Genomic DNA, 15,506 nt, shown 5'->3' with positions numbered 1-15,506 from the left:
CTCCTGAGTGGAACTTCCGCTCAGGAGTTTTTTTATGTCCCTATCGCTCCATCCCGCAGCCATCGCGGTTGCGGGTATGAGTGCGATCCAATTGCGGTGGCTCTTGCAAGCGGATGGAATACTGCTCGGATTTCCATTCCTGCCCGGTCTTGGCGTCTTTCGAATGCGTCCAACGCAATCAAGAACCCAGCGATTACAGGAGGTTACCATGACCAAGCTACACCACAAATTCAACCGCGAGGCCGAACGCAAGAAAGAGGACGAACTGTTTCTCTGGATCATGTTCCTACTGATCCTGCTTGAGAGGTTACAAATCCGTGAAGAGACTTTGTCTCACCTTAATCTCCCGAAGCCAAACTGGGTCTTGAGTTGAAAAAAACCGCTGAATAGGAGCACTTAGGACAAGCTCCTATCGCTGACTGCAGGCTAAATAATTTCTTTGAGTAGCATCCAAATCGCCATTCCAATCATCAGAAGGTTTTCAGTGAGGGACAGGGAACCTAGTGGCACTCCATCACCGCCGCCGGTGCAGGCGCATTCGAGATCTCGTTTTTCGATGTAGACAGCTTTGATCACTGAGATGGCTCCGATGCTGGAGACAAGCAGGGCTGCGGGGGCAGCGACCCAGGTGAAGAGTCCGGCGATCATGAGAATGCCCGCTCCGGTCTCGACAAAGGGATAGAGGTAGCCATATCTGACGTCTTTCTGTGCGAGGAGGTCATATTGAACGAAGCCGGTGGTGAACTGGCTGAGATTCTGGAGTTTCTGAACTCCAAGGATGCACATGAGAATAGCAATGAAAAGTTCCGCAACTCGGATGACCGGGAATCCGCTGCTGATAGCGTGAGCAGTAGTGATGGCCATGAGGAAGGCAACGGCGAAGATGGCAATGACCGGTTGATAGGTCTTTCCGTCTTCCTCCTCCGGCTTCATGCCAAGATGACTTCGGAGGTTTTCGTAGCCACCGACGTTTTCGCCTTCGATCCAGATTTGCGGTGTCTCGTCAAAGCCGTTCTCTTCTTTGAAAGTCTTGTTGGCATCCATAGAATCAAGATGTTCATCCTCTATCTCGAAGTTGTTTCGTTTGAGAAGATCGAGTGCTTTGATCCCCCAAGGGCAGAGGTGGTCGGGTGTGACCATGCGGACGATTTTTGCTTTTTTATTCATGGTTTCCGGTGGTGGTTAGTTTTGAGGCGCGGCGTTCTTGGTTGAAGCAGTAGAGGACGGGGACGACGAACATGGTGAGGAGTTCGATGAACATTCCGCCGAAAATCGGGATGGCCATGGGGACCATGAGGTCTGAGCCACGGCCAGTGCTGGTGAGCACCGGGAGAAGTGCTAGAAGTGTCGTCGCTGTTGTCATGAGGCAAGGGCGCACGCGGCGTTTTCCAGCCTCGAGAGCGGCGGCGCGCATTTCAGAAATGGTGGTGGGTTTAATTTCCTCGAACTTCTGGCGGAGATAGGTGGAGATGACGACTCCGTCATCAGTGGCTATGCCGAAGAGGGCGAGGAAACCGACCCAGACTGCGACCGAGATATTCACTGGGCCGACATTGAAGAGGTGCCCGATATTGTGACCGAAGAGTTCGAAATCGAGGAAACCCGGTTGGCCGTAGAGCCATAGCATGAGGAATCCTCCGGCCCATGCGACGGCGACTCCGGAGAAGACAATGGCAGTGGAGGCAGCTGATTTATTGTCGAGGTAGAGAATCATGAAAATGATTCCGAGACAGAGTGGCACCGCAAACATGAGTGTGCGGTTAGACTCCAGCGCGGCCTGATAGTTGCCCGCGAATTCGTATCGAACGCCAGGGGCGCGGATGAGTTGGCCCTCGTCTTCCATCTTTTTGAGATAGGCTTGTGCGGCCTCGACGACATCGACTTCTGCATTAGCGGGTTCGGCTCCAAAGGTCACGTATCCGGTGAGGAATGTGTCCTCGGCTTTGATATTTTGAGGCCCCCGGACGTAGCGGGTCGAGGCGAGTTGTGAGAGTGGGATTTGCGTTCCGTTCTTTGCACTCACGAGAATTTTTTCGAGATCTCCAATGGAATCTCGATTTTCGCGCATGTAGCGGACTTGCACCATGTATCGTTCCCGCCCTTCAACGGTGGTAGTCACCATGCGGCCACCAATCGCGGTTTGAATGGCGTCGTGAACATCAACGATATTCAAACCATAGCGTGAAGCGGCATCGCGGTCGGGGGTGATTTCGAGATACGGTTTTCCGACGATGCGGTCGGCATTCACGGTGGCGGTATTGAGTCCTTTAATCATACCGCTTCGCAGGTGGCGTTCGATTTCGATTCCAAAATCTTCAATCGTGCGAAGATCCGGCCCCTTAATTTTGAGGCCCATGGGGGCACGCATTCCGGTGCGAAGCATGACGAGGCGGGTTTCGATGGGCTGAAGCTTCGGCGCTCCAGTGACGCCAGGAAGCTGAGTCACGCGGCTGATCTCCGACCAGATGTCATCAGGTGATTTGATTTCTGGTCGCCATTGGCGGAAGGGTTTTCCTTTTTCATCGGGAATCAGTTGCTCGTTTTCATAAACGAAATCTCCGTTGGTATTGGTTTTAAATCTGAGGACTTGTCCCTTGGCGTTGGTCTTAAATTCGGAGACGTAGTTGATGACGGTCTCGATCATCGAAAGAGGTGCCGGGTCAAGTGGGGTTTCAGCGCGACCGATCTTACCGACGACGCGTTCGACTTCCGGAATGGAGGCGATGGCGGCGTCCAACTGTTTGAGAGCATCCTGAGCTTCTTCAATCGAAGCATGAGGAGCGACGGTAGGCATGAAAAGAAAGGAACCTTCATCGAGAGCCGGACGAAATTCCTCACCGAGACCCGGGAATTTGTTAGAGGCATCTTTCCAAAGCCGCGTTTCAGTGATGCCGTCACCGAATAGGCTTTTCGCGGGAGCGAAGACTTTTGGGAATCCCAGCCAAATGCTGAAGGCCATGATCAGGAGAAGGAGCGGAGCGGAAAGGAAGAGAGCTTTGTGATTCAGGCACCATTTCAAGATGCCGCCGTAGGCTTTTTCAAAGAGCCTAAAGACGAGCAGGAGCCCGCCGATGACGAGACACACAAACAAGAGATTGATTGAGGTGGAACGATCCAGACCGAGAGGCATCCAGTCTTTTGCGAGGAGCCAGGTGACGAAGAGGGCCACTGCGATATTGAATCCAAAGAAGGTAAACTTAAGAGCCCTGGACTTTCTCAGAGCGGCAAATTTTCTGAAGAGAGGAAAACGGTAGCCGAAGAGAATGTGCGCTACTGGCGGGATGATTGTTAGAGCGACGATGATCGATGCGATCAGGGCAAAGGACTTGGTAAACGCCAATGGCTTGAAAAGGCGGCCCGCCTCTCCGGTCATGGTGAAGACGGGTAAGAAGCTGACAACCGTCGTGGCCACCGAGGTGGTCACGGCACCTGCGACTTCAGTAACTCCACGAAAAATCACTGCTGCTTTTGATTCCTCCGGATCGGCTTCGTCCAGATGTTTAAGAATATTTTCCGTGAGAACAATTCCGACATCCACCACGGTTCCGATGGCAATCGCGATTCCTGATAGGGCGACGATGTTGGCATCGATTCCCCAGATTTTCATACTGATAAACGTTATGAGAACTGCCAGCGGCAGCATCATTGAGATGAGGATACTACTCCGGAAGTGTAGTAGCATGATCACGACTACGATGATGGTAACGAGGACCTGCTGATAGAGTGCATCATCAAGTGTGTTTAGCGTTTCCCCGATCAGCTTGGAGCGATCATAAAAAGGAACAACGGTGACTTTGGACGTGGTGAACCACTGGGGCCAGGCACGGCGTTCGCTTTTTCGTGAGTAGCTTAGCCAGGCCTCTTCATTCAGTTGGGTTGTGGAAACGAATGGTTCCTCAATTCCCTGCTGTTGCGCGAAATCGATGGCTTCACTCAGAGTGACTTTGGTCCAATCAATGACAGGCCGGATTGGAAGGGCTTCGGTCAGCTCTTCCACTTTTTGCTTGGTAGCTTTGATCGCGGCAAGCGGGTTGGTGCCATAGCGGGCAACGACGACACCACCAACTGCATCAGCTCCATTCACATCCAATACTCCGCGACGTGTGGCCGGGCCGAGTTGGACAGAGGCAACATCGGCTACGGTGATCGGGGTGTTTTCTCTCACTGCGACGACTGCCTTATTGAGGTCGTCTACACTTTCAATGTAGCCGGTGCCGCGAAGGAAATACTCCACTCCGTTGATGGCGAGATTTCGGGCACCGATTTCTTGGTTAGACTTCCGCACTGCATCCGCCACCTGAGCCAAAGAGATCCCGTGGGCACGAAGAGCATCAGGATCGACATCGACCTGATATTGACGTTGGAAGCCGCCCACCGAGGCCACTTCTGCCACGCCATTTGCGGCCAGCAGAGCGTAACGCACCTGCCAATCCTGAATCGATCTCAGTTCGTCCAGATCCCAACCGCCAGCGGGATTTCCGTCAGGGTCGCGTCCTTCCAGAACATACCAGAAAACCTGACCAAGAGCTGTTGCATCTGGCCCGAGGGTGGGAGTGACTCCACCTGGAAGAAGATTGGCCGGGAGTGAGTTGAGCTTTTCCAGAACACGACTACGGCTCCAGTAGAACTCCACCTCTTCTTCAAAAATGAGGTAGACGTAGGAATAACCGAACATGGAAAAAGAGCGGACTTCCTTGACTCCAGGAACACCTAACAGTGCCACAGTCAGCGGATAGGTAATCTGATCTTCGACATCCTGGGGAGATCGGCCATTCCACTCTGTGAAAATGATCTGCTGATTATCACCCAGATCGGGGATGGCATCGACTGCGACGGGGTCGCGCGGGTAGTCGCCAGTGTCCCAGTCGAAGGGAGCAACCTTGACTCCCCAACCAATGAAGAAGGCGAGGAGCAGGAAGACGACCAGCTTCTGATGTAGGCAAAAATGAATGAGTGCTTTCACGGTGTGTCAGGTTTGATTGGATTATTTCCCGTGATTGTGGTGCTCCATGTCCTTCATGGGTTTCTTGGGAGGAGAGTCACCGAGCGACAGAGTCGCTGTCACTGATCCGCAATTGAGCATGGCGTCTCCAAAGTATGGGTTAAGGATCTCGGGAACGTTGGAGATCCAGTCACCCCCGTTATTATCAAACGCCATGGGACAATGGACCACGTAGGCACTACCGACGCGATCAAGACCATAGGCACGAACCAGTGAAATCAAGCGGTTGCTGATTTGTTGAAAAATGGCTCGCTGAGCTTCAATCTCAACCGTCTGGGAAAGCTTCATAGAGTCTTGAAAAAGAGACTCAGATTCCTCTGGAAGCGGCAACATCCTGGCGTGGCCGGAAAGAATCTTGGCTGTGGACATCGCCTCCTTGGGCTTGTCATCGGCAAGAGCTTTGGCAAGCGGAAGGTAGAATTTAATGAGTTGCTTGAGCGATTTGGCGATGGCCGGGTCGACCGTTTGGGGAGCTTCGGTCTGGCTTGATAAACCAAGATAGCGGCCTGCTTCCTCCGTGGCCCGTGTCGTGATTCTAGCCGCTTGTTTCGTATGAGTCGGAAGCTTTCGCTTCGCGATTGTCAGGCTATTCATCAACCTGTTAGAAAACTCCCCCCACAGTTTAAGGGTATCGGGTTGAAAGGTAGACTGATCCACACTGTTGATGGCTCTCATCATTCCCGTGAGAGCTTCTTCAGCTGCAGAAGCATCATCTTCTTGAGCGGCTTTTTGAAGCCGGGCCAGTGAGCGAATCACGGGCTGCCATTGTCCAGCGAGATCTTCAGGAGCCTGATTGGCAGGAACTTCCACCAGACCGGCATTAGGATTCATCATGGATGGCTTCGCTTTGATTTGAAGCTCGGAATCCAGCTTGAAGGCTCCCTGTGTCACGACGAGTTCGCCCTCACTCAGTCCGCTCTCGACGATGAATTGATCGCCGACTTTCGGGCCGACGACGATTTCACGCCCCTCAAAGGTCGGGTCAAGTTTTTCGGGGATTCGAACATACACGACAGCTCTTTTCCCTGTTTGTAATACCGCTGAGACAGGGACGAGTAAGGGAAGAGTTTTGGAATCTGCTGATTCAGCGATGAAGCCCAGCTCGCCAGCTGGAACAAGATCCATGCCGCAAATGTCGCACTGTCCGGGGGCGTCTTTCATGATTTCCGGGTGCATGGGACTAATCCATTTTCCCGCCAACTCAGGATCTAACACTTCTCCTGATCCCGTCATTTTCGACTTCACCTCGGCCCGGGCAAACATCCCCGGCTTGAGAAGTTGCTTGGGGTTCAAAACATTCACCCGCACTTTTGCGATACGAGTGACGGGATTGATATCCGGATCGATGAAGGCAACACGACCGTGGAAAACCTGACCGGGCAGAGCCTCTACGGTGAAGGCCACGTCCTGGGCGTAGCGAAGCCATGGGAGGTCACTTTCGTAGGCTTCCATGACAAACCAGAGCTTGGAGAGATCAGCGACTTTAAACAGCGAATCTCCTGTTTTGACATACTTGCCTAGATCAACTGATTTGGAGACGACGACCCCATCTTGTGGGGAATTGATGGTGATGCGATCACTGGGCTCGCTCTGGTCAGCAATGTCATCAATCTGAGCTTCCGAGAGTTGCAGAAGCCGTAGTTTTTCCCGAGCCGCATTCAAGAGGCGCAGGCGCGTTTGTCTGGCAGGCTTTGAAGCGCCGCTTTGCTGATTACGAATCGCTTTGGTGGCCTCAATGACCTCTCTCTGTGCGACGTAGATTTCTGGAGAATAGATCTCAGCAAGATGATCGCCTTTGCGGACCAATGCTCCGGTGAAATCGACAAACAGGCGATCAACGCGACCTCCAATACGAGAGGTGATCGACGAGATACTGCGTTCATCGTAAGAAATTTTTCCGAAGAGAGAAATGTCAGCCTCAGCAATAGAGCGGACAACCGGGGAGACTTGCAAGTCGAGCAAGGCCGCAGCTTCGGGACTGACCGAGATTTCACGGATACCTCCGCCTCCGCTATCCTGCAGCGGGATGAGATCCATTTCGCAAATCGGGCAAAGCCCGAAGTTCGGCTGACGGATCTGTGGGTGCATAGAGCACGTCCAGACTTCGTTGCTCTCGGTAGCGGCGTGATCGTGTTGGTCTTTTTTTTCAGCAGGTAGACCGAACCACCAACCGGCACCAAAGAGTGCCAAAGGAAGGAGGATAGTGAGGAGCTGTCGCGGTTTGCGAATGAGAACTCCGATGAGCTTTTTGATTTTTGTTTTCATCACATGATGTGGTTGAGAAATTATTGAATGCCAGCAGCGGAATTTAGAGTGGAGACCGCTTTACCCAACTGGGCGCGGTTTTGAGCGAACTGGAGTTGATAGGTGAGCCATTGCCTCCAGGTATCGATGACGTTGGTAAAAGTGTCTTCGCCAGCGGCATAGGACGAGAGAGTAACTTCATAGGCTTGCTTGGCATCCGGAATGAGTCGGCCTTTGAAAAGCTCGGAGACTTCGCGGGCGGTCTTGGCGCGGAAGTAAGCATCTTCGACTCGGTAACGGAGGTCTGCCCGAGTCGATCCCAGAAGAGCCTGAGTTTCCGCAATCCCGGCATTGGCCTCACGGATCATAGCTCGTCGAGGTTCTTGCCAGAGTGGGATATTGAAACCCAGAGTCCCGAAGATTTGATCCCGACCATTGGCAGATGGAGCGATGCCATTAGAGGCGACAGCAGCACCTTGCAGACCGAACGTAAAGTCGGGATACTTCTCTAGCTTTGCCCGTTGGAGTCGGTGCTTGAAGGCAGCGATCTTATTCGATGCTGATATGACCTCGGGATGATTGGCTTCGGCACGAGCGAGGAGATTTTCGAGATTGCTAGGTGTTTTGACGCTTCTATTTGAAGGTGCAGGAAGAGCTGATCCTACCGGTCGATTCAGGAGAGAGTTAAGGCGGGCCTGCGCTGTCTGCATGAGGCGTCTAGCTTGTGCGAGATCGCGGTCGACCTTGGTAATCTCGTTAGCGACGCGGAGTTGATCGGCTTGCCCGCTTTGGCTAGCGGCGACTTGTGCCTCGACGGTTTCTTCGGCGACTTGGAGGAGTTCGCGGCTTTCCTGACTGATGCGAATGGTAACGGTAGCGAGGTAATAATCCCACCAGGCACTGCGGACCTGTTCACTGAGTTTCAGCGCGTAGGCATTGGCATCTGCTTGGATGGCCAGTGCTTCACTACGAGCTGCTAAAGCGGCAGATTTGCGCTTCCCGGGATAAGGAATTTTTTGGCTCACACCGACGACGGCGTCAACTTGACCAGCGGCGGTTTCGGGCAACTTTCCCAGAGCGAGACTAGCGTTTGGATCAGGTAAAGCGAGAGCTTGAGGCACCTTCTCATTGAGACGCTGCGCGCGGTGGCGGAGAGCCTGAAGACGTGGGTTGTGACGAATCGCCATGGCTGCGAGCGTTTCCGGTCCAGCTTGGCGCGGAATGGAGTAGGCTTTTGGTTCAGCAGGAATCGTCCGGGATGAATCGACTTCGACGACCGGAGCACTTTTAGAGCCGTTCGTTGAATTGGAGGAACATGCCGTCGTTAAAACAGCCGCCCAAAGAGCGAGAAGGAGTGCCTTCATAACAAGAGGTGCCCAAGCACCACGAAAGCTCCAAAGAGCTTCCGCAGTGGTGGAGCAGTGAGAGATTTACTGCTGAGACAACTTCGCGAGATACTTGGCAGGATCTTTCTTGAAGGCCGGCTCACAGCCGTCGCAACAAAATTTGATCTGCTGCCCCTCGTGGACAATCTCGTAAGGGTCACCCATCGACCCCAGCTTCTTGCCGGAAACGAGGCACGTTTCGAGCGGGTAAGGTTTCGCAACTACTTCGGCAGTAGACACGGATTCAGTATTCGTTTCTGAGGTCTGGTCATTGCAGGAGATGAATGCCAGCGGCGTGAGGGCGACAAGCGTCGCATTGAGGATAAATTTCATAATTCTAATTGTTTTGATTTCGTTTGAGATGCGGCCACGAATCCACGAAGGATGGGCCAGTTAAAAACGGCGATGAAGGGTCATCGCACGGGATTCGATGAGGACGCGGTGAGGCGTCCGATCCCGTGAATCAAAGCAAATAAGAACATTTGCGGGCGAGTCGCTCGCCCATCGAAATACCCGGTAATTCACCGGGTGGCCATTTGCTGATGCACTGAACAGCAAGAGGAATACGCGGAAGCGAAACTTCCGCATCGGTCGGAGCCAGCGGCCCCCCGAGAAGATCATCTGGGTTCGCAGGCGGCAGGACTTTATTGCTGAAATTCTCAGCAGAAATCTTGTCAAAACAGCAGTCACAGCCTTTGCGCTTCTGCCTATCATCCTGATCAGATCCGTCATCGACCGGCGTGCCACCAGAACAACACTGGGAAGCTACCTCAGTCGGCGCAGTCCCACAACCCAAGGCGCAGCAACAAACGGGATTGCCAATCAGCAATGCCATTATGAGAGCTAAAATCCTCTGAATCATTAATTGTTATATTATAGAGCGACCAGTCCTAGTGCAAACAGAAAATTTGGCCTTTTCACTTGGACCACTCCGCTACCCATCGCTGATCAACAAACCTGTCCTTCGGACCCGTAGAAAGATAGATTGAGTTGCAGGGATTGTCACGACCAGACAGAGAGATTGCTCCGGTATGAGAACACTTTGACTTGGCATTTTAGAGCTATTGATGCATGGGCTGGTCACCAGTGTGACAGGATTCGCATTCCAGCTCAACTTCGATGGTGATGTGCTCGAAGTGGTGTTCTTTGAGTAGGTCTACGACTCTGTCTTTGGTGGTAAGGATGGCGGGGCGGTCGGTGTTGCTCTCCATCACGAGGTGGGTAGAGAGGACGTGGCTTTCGCCATCGAGCGACCAGCTGTGGGTGTGGTGGGTGGAGAGGACACCCGGGATGGTGACGACTTGCTTTTCGAAGTCGGCGAGGTCGAAGGATTCGGGGGTGGTTTGAAGAAAAACTAGGATGACTTGTTTGAGATTGCGACAGACGTTCCAGAGGACGAAGAGGGAGATGCCGATGGAGAGGATGGGGTCGATAATGGGAAGATCCCAGAGCACCATGATACCGGCGCCGATGAGGACTGCGGCCCAGCCGAGGGTGTCCTCGATGAGATGCCAGCTAACGACTTTTTCTGTAAGAGAGGTGCCCTTTTTGACACGCAGGACGGCGGCGCCATTGATGATGATTCCGAGCACGGCGAGGGCCATCATGCCGGGGGCATTGACGGGCTCCGGGGTCATCAGGCGTTCGATTGCTTTCCAGAGGATGAAGCTGAGGCCGATGACGAGGACGACACCAGTGATCAGTCCGCCAAGGAGTCGGAAACGTTTGTATCCGTAGGTGTGCTGCTCGTTGCGTTTACGGCTTGAGAGTTTTTCAAAATACCACGCGAGGCCGAGCGAGGCGGTGTCTCCGGCGTCGTGTAGGGCGTCGGTGAGGATGGCGATGCTGTTGGTGAACATACCGCCTATGATCTCGATGATGGTGAAGCCGAGATTGAGGAAGAAGGCAATTTTGAGATTGTCGCTGCTGCCGTGATGATGATTGTGAGACATAAGAAAAAACGGGTGACGGAGGGAAGCCGCCACCCGCTGAGTATTCGATCTTTAGCAATCCTTAGTGATTGTGGCCTTCATGATCATCACCATGGTCGCAGGTGCAGGCGTATTCTAGGTAGTCGCAGCTGGGACAGTCTCTTAGGTTAAGGTTGAACTTGGAGCGAACTGTTTTGGCGGCTGGATTGGTCTTGATTGAAACCACGACTGGGAAGTCGTTGCCTTCGGGGAAGGCTTTGTCGGAGATGAGGGAGTCGCCTTCTTTGGTGAACTTCATTTTGATGGGGTTCTTACGGTCACCAGCGATGACGCTAACACTTTGCTCACCAAGTGGAAGAGCTATGCCATGGTCATCGACGACGGTGAGCTTCACTTTACGGTCCTTCATGACGAAGAACTCAAGGTGGGGCTCGGCTTCGGTGAGGATGCGGCCTCCATTGGGGCCTGCGAGCTTGCCGTGATCATGACCTTCGTGGGGATCGTGGGCTTTTTCTTCTTTCTTATCCTTATGCTCACCGTGGTGCTCGGCGAGAGCGACTGGGGTGGCGATGAGGGCAATGGCGGATGCTGCGATAGGCAGGATGTTTCTTGTTTTCATAATTCTAGTATTTTGGTTTTGGTTTGGTGTTTTAGGAGCAGGCTGAGGCATTGAGCCGGAGAGACTTTTCTGCGGATTTACGACAGAAAGCGTAGAAGAGAGCGGGAGTGACAAGCAGGCCGAGCAGAGTCGAGCTAATGAGTCCCCCAACAATGACGATAGCGACAGGATTGAGGATTTCCTTCCCGGGTTCATCAGCTGCGATGACGAGTGGCACGAGTGCAAGCCCGGCAGAGACGGCAGTCATGAGGATGGGCACAAGGCGCTCTTCGGTGCCTCGGATGACCATTTCAGCGGTGAAGGATTCGCCCTCATGCTTCATCAGGTGCAGGTAATGAGAGATGAGCATGATATTATTCCGCGCCGCGATGCCGCCCACGGCGATGAAGCCAACAAGGGTGGCGATGCTGATATTGTTCAGCGTCACGCCAGTGTAGAGAATCCCGCCGACGAGTGAGACGGGCAGGATGGTCAGCACGAGTGCGACGAAGCCAAAGCTTTTGAAGAAAGAGTGCAGTAGAAAGATAATGACGACGATGATGAGCGCGGAGCTGAGCGCGATGGTGCGAGCGGCTTCTTTTTGTGCGACGTATTCGCCCTCATAGGAAAGACTATAGCCTTCGGGGAGTTCTACTTTTTCGGCAACTTCCTCTTTGAGCTGATCGACTGCGGCGATCAGGTCTGGGTTGCTTGGATTGATGCCAACGACGAAACGGCGACGCAGGTTTTCGCGCTTAATCGTATTCGGACCTGTAGCCATGCGGATGTGAGCCACGGCATCGAGCGGCACAAGAGTGTCCGCCTTCGTGTCGATGTAGAGATCCTTGAGGCTTCCGGGGTTTTCCCTCCATTCTTTTGGCAGACGGACGACAAGGTCATAGACCTGCACGCCCTCGTAGATCTCGGCAACTTTCTCGCCTCCCATGAGAGCGGAAAGCTCTTCGGTGAGGGCGGCTGGAGTGACGGCATAGGCAGCAGCACGATCGATCTTTGGCTCGATGCGGAGCTGGGGCACACTGGCCTGTTGCTCAACGGTCGCTTCCTCCATACCGGGAATGTCACGAGCGACGTCCGCAATTTCATTTCCGAGACGGCGAAGTTCATCAAGATCCGGGCCAAATATTTTGACGGCGACCTTGGATGACACTCCGCTGAGCATGTGACCGATGCGGTCAGCGAGCGGCCCGCTCATGGCGCTAAAGGTGCCGGGGATGTCTTTCATGGTAGCACGGATATCAGCAATGATTTCGGCGCGATCACGAGTGGTGTCTTCCGCGAATTCGACATCGAACTCGATAGTCGAAACGGGAACGACATGATCTCCACGCTCAGCACGGCCAGCTCTGAATGCGACCGTTTTGATCCCCGGGATTTCCAGTAAACGCTCGATGGCGACGTCGGACATTTCAGAGGTGGTTTTTAACGAGGTGCCCGGGCTCATGGTGGTTGCGACGAGGGCAGTTGGTTCGCGAAATGGCGGGAGGAAATTTCTCCCCATGGCAGAATACTCGAACCATGCGAAAACGATGAGCGCACCTGTGATAAAGATCACCAGAAGCGGCTGAGAAATCGCAAAGCGGAGCCATGTAGCACGGAACCCGGCCTTCAACCAACGGACGAGGATGAAGTCCTTGTGCTCTTTTCCTGCCTTCGGGTTGAGTAGTAGCGAGCTGAGAACTGGAATAACGGTTAGCGAGACAATGAAGGATGCCGCCATGCTGACGATGGTCGCGATGGCGATGGGTGTGAAAAGTTTCCCCTCCACCCCGCTAAGCGCCATGAGCGGAAGGAAGACGAGAATAATGAGAATGGTCGCGTAGAGAATCGATGAACGCACCTCACTGGAGGCTCGTGCGATGACCTCGATTTTTGGAAGAGGCTCTTTTAAAGACGCGTTTTCTCGAAGACGGCGGAAGACGTTTTCCACATCAACGATGGCGTCATCGACAACCATACCGACTGCGACGGCGAGACCACCGAGGGTCATGGAATTGATGGTCAGGCCAAAGAGATCAAAGACCAACATCGTCATCGCGAGAGATAGCGGAATCGCAGTCAGGGTGATGGCCGTGATGCGGAGATTGAGCAGGAATAGGAAGAGAATAATCGCGACCATAATCGCACCGTCGCGGAGGGCTTCGACGAGGTTATCGATCGAGAGTTCGATAAATTCTTCCTGACGATAGAGCGGGACGAGTTCAGTGCCTTCGGGGAGTGACGCGCGGAGTTCTTCGAGGGCTTGGTCGACTTCTTTAGTCAAGGCGATGGTATCGAAGCCAGGTGCTTTACGGATAGAAATGATGACGCCGCGGCTTCCCAGTTCGCCGCCCTCATTTTTCTCTCCATCGGCGAGGCCAAAACCAGCATCTCCCCGCATGGGCTCGATGTCCCAAGCAACGGTGGCAACGTCACGAATTTGGATCGGGCGATCATTGCGATAATCAACGACGGTTGCTCCGATCGTTTCCGTAGATGATGACATCGCAAGATTTCGCACCATGATCTCCTGAGCGCGTTCGGTGAGAAAGCCCCCAGTCGTGTTTTTCACCGCTTCAGCAGCAGCATCTCGCAGTTGCTCAAAGGTGATGTTATAAAGGCGCATCCGCTCGGGGTCGGGCTGAACTTGCACTTGCTTCACCCCGCCGCCCATGGAGAGGACTTCCGCGATACCGGGAATGGACTGGAGGCGACGAGCGACCGTCCAATCGGCGAGCACGCGGAGGTCGGGCGGTGAGGTTTTTCCCGAATGATCACGGAGACCGATGAGCATGATATCACCCATGAGCGAGGACACGGGAGTCATGTAAGGCGTGATGCCTTCGGGCAGTTCTCCAGAGACTCCTATAAGGCGTTCTTGGACGAATTGGCGTGCCTGATAGATGTCGGTGCCCCAGTCGAATTCGATGAAGACGAGAGAGAGCCCGATGTCATTGACGGTGCGGATTCGGTCGACGCCAGTGACGCCGCCGAGGGAATTTTCCAAGGGGATGGAGACGAGTGTTTCGACCTCCTCCGGTGAATAGCCACTGGCTTCAGTGAGAAGAGTGACGGTCGGCTTCGTCAAATCCGGCAGAACATCGACGGGCGTTTGAGTCGCCTTTCGAGCACCGAGAATCAGGATGAGAACGGCACCAATCAAAACGAGTCCACGCTGAGCAAGCGAGAAGCGGATGAGAGCGTTAAGCATGAGATGAGTTCTCCTTTCTGCGCTTGTTCCAGAGCTGCTGGAGGCTGATTAGAAAAGCGAGCGTGATACCAGCTGCGTAGTAAATGAGCCATTTTGGAGCATTGCCTCCTTCGTGACCGTGGTCGTCATCATAGGGTTTTTCTTTCGCAGCTTTTTGCTCAGGAGTCATTTCTGACCCGTCTTCATTGTGCTCGTGACCGTGGGCAGCATCCAGTGCTTCTTTTAGCGAAATGCCACTACCACCTCCAGCGAAACCAAGCGCGTATGAACCACGAGTGACCACCTCGTCGCCGGGGAAAAGCCCTTCTAACACCTCAACCCAACCACCACTGCTCGCACCGAGCACTACGGGAGCTTTGACATAGGAGTTATCAAGCTCGAAGTCCTTCACATAGACGACTCGTGATGACGGGTTACCTTGAATTGAGGATTCCGGGACTGCCATGACATCCTCTCGGGTGGAGATGATAATGTTCAGCTCGGCTCGCATGCCGGGACTGAGACAGCCGGTGGGATTGGCGAGTTCGAAAATGCCGTGAATGGATCCAGCGGACGCATCGGCTTCCACTCCAAAACTGAGAAGTGTGGCCATGACAGGCTCGCCTTCGAGAGCGGGAAAGGTCACTTCGGCCTTGGTGCCTATTTTGATCTTGGCAGCGCGCTGTTCGGGGATTTCAGCAGTGACCCACATCATGGTGCGGTCAGCGATTGTTAGTAAAGAGCCATCCGGACTCACAGGTTTCCCTTCGATGACATTTGCCTCAGTGACCACGCCATCGCGCAGTGCTTTAAGAGCGATGACTGGAGGAGGATTCCCGGGCTGGCGGCTTTCGACCTCGACCAAGGTGTCGCCTTTTTCGACACGATCTCCGAGGCGCGTATTCACTTTGACGGCACGGCCTAGAATCCGTGAAGACAAGGCGTAACCACGTCCGGGGATGTCTTCGACACGACCAATCGCAAAGACGGATTCATTAAACTCACGCTCGTCGACTTCGATGGTCTCGAGACGGAGATTTTTCACCCCCGAGTCATTGAGAATGATGGTGTTAGCAATGCGTTCTGGATCGATCGCTTCCTCAGCGTGGAGCGATGTGAGGCAGAGAAGTGAAAGGAGAAAAAATGATGAGTGTTTCAT

10 protein-coding genes are annotated in these 15,506 nt (G+C 53.6%); 1 reads left to right on the top strand and 9 read right to left on the bottom strand.

Annotated elements, in window-relative coordinates:
* The first annotated feature begins 208 nt into the window (after positions 1-208).
* Positions 209-373, top strand: a complete 165-nt coding sequence (locus tag F454_RS16245; RefSeq protein WP_156817079.1) for a hypothetical protein — start codon at positions 209-211, stop codon at positions 371-373.
* 53 nt (positions 374-426) lie between these two features.
* Here the strand turns inward: F454_RS16245 and F454_RS0101580 are convergent, their stop codons facing one another.
* The 9 genes from F454_RS0101580 to F454_RS0101535 all read right to left on the bottom strand — a co-directional run bounded on the left by F454_RS0101580 (position 427) and on the right by F454_RS0101535 (position 15,506).
* Entirely contained in the window at positions 427-1,167 is a 741-nt protein-coding gene (locus F454_RS0101580; protein WP_018968867.1) for a MauE/DoxX family redox-associated membrane protein, read from the bottom strand.
* Positions 1,160-4,963, bottom strand: coding sequence for an efflux RND transporter permease subunit (locus tag F454_RS0101575; RefSeq protein ID WP_018968866.1), 3,804 nt, complete (start codon positions 4,961-4,963; stop codon positions 1,160-1,162). The genes F454_RS0101580 and F454_RS0101575 overlap by 8 nt, the downstream gene beginning before the upstream one ends.
* Positions 4,964-4,984: 21 nt before the next feature.
* A complete protein-coding gene (locus F454_RS13770) occupies positions 4,985-7,267 on the bottom strand; it encodes a heavy metal-binding domain-containing protein (RefSeq protein ID WP_018968865.1) in 2,283 nt (760 codons plus the stop codon).
* A gap of 20 nt (positions 7,268-7,287) precedes the next feature.
* Positions 7,288-8,610 (bottom strand): TolC family protein, encoded by a 1,323-nt coding sequence (locus F454_RS0101565; protein WP_018968864.1) that lies wholly within the window; start codon positions 8,608-8,610, stop codon positions 7,288-7,290.
* 66 nt (positions 8,611-8,676) lie between these two features.
* On the bottom strand, positions 8,677-8,964 hold the full coding sequence (locus tag F454_RS13765; RefSeq protein ID WP_018968863.1) for a YHS domain-containing protein: 288 nt from the start codon (positions 8,962-8,964) through the stop codon (positions 8,677-8,679).
* 728 nt (positions 8,965-9,692) lie between these two features.
* Positions 9,693-10,583: a cation diffusion facilitator family transporter gene (locus F454_RS0101550; protein WP_018968861.1), complete on the bottom strand. Its 891-nt coding sequence runs from the start codon at positions 10,581-10,583 to the stop codon at positions 9,693-9,695.
* A 61-nt stretch (positions 10,584-10,644) separates the two neighbouring features.
* The gene (locus tag F454_RS15435) at positions 10,645-11,181 is read right to left on the bottom strand and encodes a hypothetical protein (protein WP_018968860.1); all 537 of its coding nucleotides are present in this window, start codon (positions 11,179-11,181) and stop codon (positions 10,645-10,647) included.
* A 31-nt stretch (positions 11,182-11,212) separates the two neighbouring features.
* Complete coding sequence (locus tag F454_RS0101540; protein ID WP_018968859.1) at positions 11,213-14,368, bottom strand: efflux RND transporter permease subunit; 3,156 nt, start codon at positions 14,366-14,368, stop codon at positions 11,213-11,215.
* Positions 14,361-15,506 (bottom strand): efflux RND transporter periplasmic adaptor subunit, encoded by a 1,146-nt coding sequence (locus tag F454_RS0101535; RefSeq protein ID WP_018968858.1) that lies wholly within the window; start codon positions 15,504-15,506, stop codon positions 14,361-14,363. The genes F454_RS0101540 and F454_RS0101535 overlap by 8 nt, the downstream gene beginning before the upstream one ends.

This window comes from Rubritalea marina DSM 17716 (assembly GCF_000378105.1).
GTDB lineage: Bacteria > Verrucomicrobiota > Verrucomicrobiia > Verrucomicrobiales > Akkermansiaceae > Rubritalea > Rubritalea marina.
Note: the sequence above shows the minus strand (reverse complement) of the source record. Positions and strands in the feature narration are given on the sequence as shown.

What these genes read in the sequence shown, in the direction of transcription:
- F454_RS13765 (WP_018968863.1), bottom strand. Translation starts at nt 8,964, where the DNA reads ATGAAATTTATCCTCAATGCGACGCTTGTCGCCCTCACGCCGCTGGCA.
- F454_RS0101565 (WP_018968864.1), bottom strand. Translation starts at nt 8,610, where the DNA reads ATGAAGGCACTCCTTCTCGCTCTTTGGGCGGCTGTTTTAACGACGGCA.
- F454_RS0101550 (WP_018968861.1), bottom strand. Translation starts at nt 10,583, where the DNA reads ATGTCTCACAATCATCATCACGGCAGCAGCGACAATCTCAAAATTGCC.
- F454_RS15435 (WP_018968860.1), bottom strand. Translation starts at nt 11,181, where the DNA reads ATGAAAACAAGAAACATCCTGCCTATCGCAGCATCCGCCATTGCCCTC.
- F454_RS0101535 (WP_018968858.1), bottom strand. Translation starts at nt 15,506, where the DNA reads ATGAAACACTCATCATTTTTTCTCCTTTCACTTCTCTGCCTCACATCG.
- F454_RS13770 (WP_018968865.1), bottom strand. Translation starts at nt 7,267, where the DNA reads ATGAAAACAAAAATCAAAAAGCTCATCGGAGTTCTCATTCGCAAACCG.
- F454_RS0101580 (WP_018968867.1), bottom strand. Translation starts at nt 1,167, where the DNA reads ATGAATAAAAAAGCAAAAATCGTCCGCATGGTCACACCCGACCACCTC.
- F454_RS16245 (WP_156817079.1), top strand. Translation starts at nt 209, where the DNA reads ATGACCAAGCTACACCACAAATTCAACCGCGAGGCCGAACGCAAGAAA.
- F454_RS0101540 (WP_018968859.1), bottom strand. Translation starts at nt 14,368, where the DNA reads ATGCTTAACGCTCTCATCCGCTTCTCGCTTGCTCAGCGTGGACTCGTT.